We start from the raw sequence: 5085 nt of genomic DNA, 5'->3' as shown, positions 1-5085 counted from the left end.
TCTGTCTTTCGCTTATCTCTCAAAGCGGGTGCAAAACTAAAAATTCTTTTTGTCTCCTGCAAGAAAAATTTAAAGTTTTTTTTGAAACTTTTTTTTCGTTTCCTTTTTCTCAATTTTTCTTCCAATCTCTCAATGAACTTCCGTGTTTTGCGGGGTGCAAATGTAGCACCTTTACTTAGATTTCCAAGCACTCGACATGAGTTTTTTTTATAACTTTTTTCAAACTTTTTCTTAACCCTCTGATAACATAATATTTATATTTAAAAAATTTCACATAATAACAATGTTTTTTCTTACTTTTAAGTTTTAAAGCAAATATAGTACTTGGATAAAATCACTTTTTTATTGAATTCACGACTTGAAAACAGCTATTTTCTTTGTCTTTACATAAGACAACTTTCCAGAAGCTACTATGAATTCATTCTTAAATAGCTTGATTACGCTGTGCAAGCAAATACTTAACTTATATAAATAAAAAAGCCTGAGATATTCTCAAGCTTTTTTAAACAATTTTATTGAAGCAATTATTATTTACTGAAATCGTAACTAAGCGAAGCACCAAGGCCGAATTGAAATGTTGATGCATAATCAGTAACTGCCACTGGACCCCAATAGTAGTCCCAATAATAATCATATCCAACAGCCGCAGACATAGATTGCAAGTAAGCATGAAGATTAATTGATACTGGTGAATTCGTTTTTACTTTTACACCTGCCTTAATTTCCCATGCAAAATAAGTTCCGCTGCCACTCTTTGGAGTCTCTAGAATTGCAACTCCTAAACCAGCACCCAGAAACGGAAGCGCCTTTTGAGAACTTGAGCCAAAATAATAAGTATAATCAGCCAATATATAATTAATGGCACCTTTATCATCTCCCGCATTAACTTGTGTTCCAGCAGGAATAGAACCTTCATTTAAAGGAACTTTTGTATATAAAGGCATGCTAGTATCAAGTCTATTATACTTTAATTCTACCGAAGCGTTATCCATTATAAAATATTCCAACCCTATACCATACTCAAAACCATCTTCCACTTTTCCATATGAAGAATCAAAATCTACTCTGTCGGAAAATGTATAACCTCCATACAAATTAAGCAAAAATGACTGGGCACTTTGTGCTGATAAAGCCATTGAAAAGAAAAAAACGACAACTAATAAATGATACTTTTTCATAATTTTTAATTTTGATTTATAATAAATGGTTTAATTTCCTCTGAGCCTCTTAGCTTAATTGAAAATACTTTTATGCTTTGTATAGGTGGTTTGTGGGGAAAAGGCTCAAGCTGTAAAATTTATGATTAATTAGCTGTCTCAAAGTTATTCTAACAAAAACATTTTACCATAAAGAAATAGGCTTAATCATGTTCCAAATTATAAAATGAAACCATTTTTTTTGTGAGCGTGTTTTAATTTAATCTTGAAAGGACAAAAAAGATTTCTCCACTTTTATCTAATATAATTTTAAAATGTAAAAACTTAAACAGCCATCGATCAGAATTACTTTCCAAAAGTGACAATGGAAATATCAGATAAAGTCCAGTTTTGTTCTAAATCCAGAAGTGTTTTTTTTAAAAGATTTTACTGTTATATTTGCTCCATGCTCCAGCTTAATTTAAAGAAGTGGCTCAGCCAGTTTAAACAATATTTTTTTACCTACAATAACGGCTTTTATCATCTGCCGTACAGCAGCAAATCTCCCGAAGCATTGGTTGAGAGTTTTGCTAACTATCCATTCATAAGGCACAATAAAATAAATCAGAGCATTTATGCCAATACCCCATTTTGCGAGGGAGGATTCAGCTATCAGAAACTGGAAGAAGGATGCTGGATCATTTACTCTAAAATGAATTACAAGACCAATGTAGCCTTTGATTTGATATATGACAATCCAGAAGAAAAAAAGATAGAAGATAAGGGCTATTATATGCTAAGTCTCAATCATGTTTCCAACTTAGTAAAACTTGATAAGAAGATCTGCGAAAAGCAACTTTGTTTTTCGAACTACAGCTGGACATTTTTCAAACCTAATGAACGCAATTGCGATTTAAATTTTAAAGGCGCAAAAAACAAATACATTACCCTCTATTTTAATCAGCAGTGGCTGGAGCGCAACCTTGCGCAAAATATCTTCTTTACTCAGGGAGGTCTTAATGATTTTATAATTTCTGATGAACCTTATATAGCATGGCCACTTGATGAAAAGGACGAGGTCATCAAGAATTTCAATCTTTTTGACGATCTGATGAACTTAAATGGGCAGTCTTCATCCATTGATTTTCTTCAGTTAAAGTTTTCTACAATTCACCTAATTTTTGATTTTTTTAAGCTCTGTAAGGAACAGAAAATTATAGAAAATCATCACGCTATTGATTATAGTGACAAATTCAGCATCAACAGAGTCGAAAACTATCTTGCCAATCATTTATTTGATAAATTCCCTGGAATTGACATGCTTTCTTTAAAATTCAAAATTTCAGAAAGCAGACTGAAAAGTGAGTTCAAACAGTTTTTCGGCAAACCAGTCTATAAATATTTTCAGGAAAAACAGATGGAGCTTGCTAAAGAGCTTATCTTAGAAAACAGACTACTTATCAAAGAAATATCATATAAATTCGGCTATGAAAATAACAGCAAGTTTACTGCCGCATTTAAAAAATACCACGGCATTCTGCCAAGCGATCTTCAAAAACAGGAATTAAGTAGAACCGAATACTAGTTCCTTTTAATTTTTTGTGTTTTTTCTGACCGAAAAACTTTTCGGGCTATCAATTTCATCTCCGTAAACTTTTTGGGTTACTTCCATATTGACCCTCTGGCCTAATTTTGCCCGCAAAATCCTTCTCCTTTAGCAATACTGCTAAAAGAACTGAAGATATATTGCCAGCATCCCAAACCAGAAAAACTAGTAACCTTTTACGCTTATGAAGAAAAAACTACAATTACTTTTTACATTCGCTCTTATTTATTTTGTTTCAGCTGATCTGTCCGCACAGGTCTATCTTCTGACAGACAAAACAGATATAGATTGCAATTCATCTACAGGCTCTATTACAGTCTACACGATTAACGAATTTTTGAATCCGCCTCCGTATACCTACAGATGGTCAAACGGAGCCGACACCAGCACAATTTCTAATTTAGGCCCTGGTACCTACAGCGTATTGGTTACCGATGCAAACAAGCAGACAGGATCTGCTTCAGTAACCATAAACGCCTATAAGGCAATTGCGGTTCAGACCAATGCCTCCTGTAGCGGAGCCTCCTCTGGTTCGGCAACCGTTGCCGTAAAAAATGGATCAGGTTCTTATTCCTACAGCTGGAATACCGTTCCTGAACAGACCACCCAGTCTGTGACCGGCTTGGCCGCGGGAAGCTATACGGTTACTGTGACTGATAACAGTTTAAGCAACTGCAAAACAACGGCTAGCGTTAACATCAAACTTAATCCTTCAGTCCCGGCAGGAGATCCCGATGTTTACGGCAGTAATCTTTGGAATGTATATGCATGGAATGAGGGAACCTTTAACAGCCTTGCTTGGTCCTCTGCATATTCAGGCTATTTTACTGCAGATGCATTAGATTTTAATTCTGAAGATTATTTCGAAGATTATGATGTTCCGTCCTCTGTGGCCAACTATCAGGGCTGTCCTGTAAATGGCGACAATCATTCTTGGAGTGCAAAAAGAAAAGGATTTCCATGCGGCTACTACAAAATAGATATTCCAATGCACGATGACTGGGTCAGACTCTATATTGATGGCCAAATTGTATTTCAAGATAACAACTGCTGCGAATCGCATACAAATGTATGGGAAGGGTTTTTAAACAGCGAGAGCAAAGTTGAATTTCGCATTGCAGAAGAAAGGGGTCAGTCAAGGGGAAGTATTAAATTTAACCTAATCGAGCCTACAGCCGTTATTGTCAATGCATCATGTTACGGCGAAAATGATGGATCAATCAGCCTTACACCTATTACAGCTGACACTTATGCTTATGAATGGGAAAACGGACTGACCGAAAAAGACAGAACTGGACTGTCTGCAGGAAATTACACTGTTATTATAACAATGCCAAACGGATGCACAGAAACCAAAACGTATACTGTATCGCAACCGAATGCCCTTACAGTTACTGCAACGCAGAGCGATGTAACTGGCTGTCACGGCGGAAATAATGGCTCAATTACTGCTACCGTTGCTGGAGGAAGCGGCAATTATACCTATCAATGGAATACTATTCCAGTTCAAACTGACCCTGCTCTCACAGGTCTGTCAGCGGGCACTTATACTGTAACGGTAACGGACGCCAACAGCTGTCAGACATCTAAAAGCTTTACCATTGCAGAACCATCTGCCATTTCAGGAACAGCTGTCATTACTAATGTATCATGCAATGGAGGAGATAATGGAGCCATAGATTTTACCCCTACAGGAGGCAACGGATCATATACTTATAACTGGGGAGACGGAGTAACAACACAAGATAGAACAGGTCTTACAGCAGGCACCTACTCTGTTACCGTTACCGACTCTAACAATTGCAACCAGACAATAAACAATATTGTAGTTGGCCAGCCAGCAGTAGCTTTAACTGCAAGTCCAGTAGCTCAAACCAATATAGCCTGTCGTGGTGGTTCAACTGGATCTGCTACTGTCACTGCAGCAGGAGGAGCAGGAGGCTACACCTATTTATGGGCGCCTTCTGGAGGAACTGCGGCTACAGCATCAGGCCTCACTGCCGGAACCTACACGGTAACCGTTACTGATGCCAATAATTGTCAGGCGGCCCAAGCATTTACAATCGTACAGCCAGCAGCGGCACTTACAGCCACAGCAGGCACCATAAACAATACTTCCTGTTATGGAGGCGGTAACGGAACAGCAACGGTTATAGCATCAGGAGGAACTCCTAATTATTCTTATTCTTGGAATACAGCTCCTGTCCAAACAACTGCTACCGCATCAGGACTTTCTGCCGGCACTTATACGGTAACGGTAACTGATTTTTTTGGCTGCCAAGCCACTAGAAGCTTTACCATATCTGAACCATCAGCCCTTACAATAGCGCCAAGCCAGACCAA

Annotated in this window: 4 protein-coding genes; 2 read left to right on the top strand and 2 right to left on the bottom strand. The window is 37.7% G+C overall.

Features of this window, described 5'->3' with window-relative positions:
• Both DM444_RS23750 and DM444_RS00280 read right to left on the bottom strand, forming a co-directional pair.
• On the bottom strand, positions 1-191 hold a 191-nt coding region (locus DM444_RS23750; RefSeq protein ID WP_204251650.1), incomplete at its 3' end, for a hypothetical protein.
• 336 nt (positions 192-527) lie between these two features.
• Entirely contained in the window at positions 528-1178 is a 651-nt protein-coding gene (locus DM444_RS00280) for an outer membrane beta-barrel protein (protein ID WP_111282893.1), read from the bottom strand.
• Between the two features lie 343 nt (positions 1179-1521).
• On the opposite strand from DM444_RS00280, the gene DM444_RS00275 reads away from it, so the two are divergent.
• On the top strand, positions 1522-2721 hold the full coding sequence (locus DM444_RS00275; RefSeq protein WP_111282891.1) for a helix-turn-helix domain-containing protein: 1200 nt from the start codon (positions 1522-1524) through the stop codon (positions 2719-2721).
• A gap of 205 nt (positions 2722-2926) precedes the next feature.
• Positions 2927-5085: SprB repeat-containing protein (locus DM444_RS00270; protein WP_204251649.1), on the top strand; the 2159-nt coding region annotated here is incomplete at its 3' end.

It is taken from the genome of Flavobacterium ginsenosidimutans (assembly GCF_003254625.1).
GTDB classification, from domain to species: domain Bacteria; phylum Bacteroidota; class Bacteroidia; order Flavobacteriales; family Flavobacteriaceae; genus Flavobacterium; species Flavobacterium ginsenosidimutans.
This window is presented reverse-complemented; position numbering and strand designations above follow the sequence as displayed.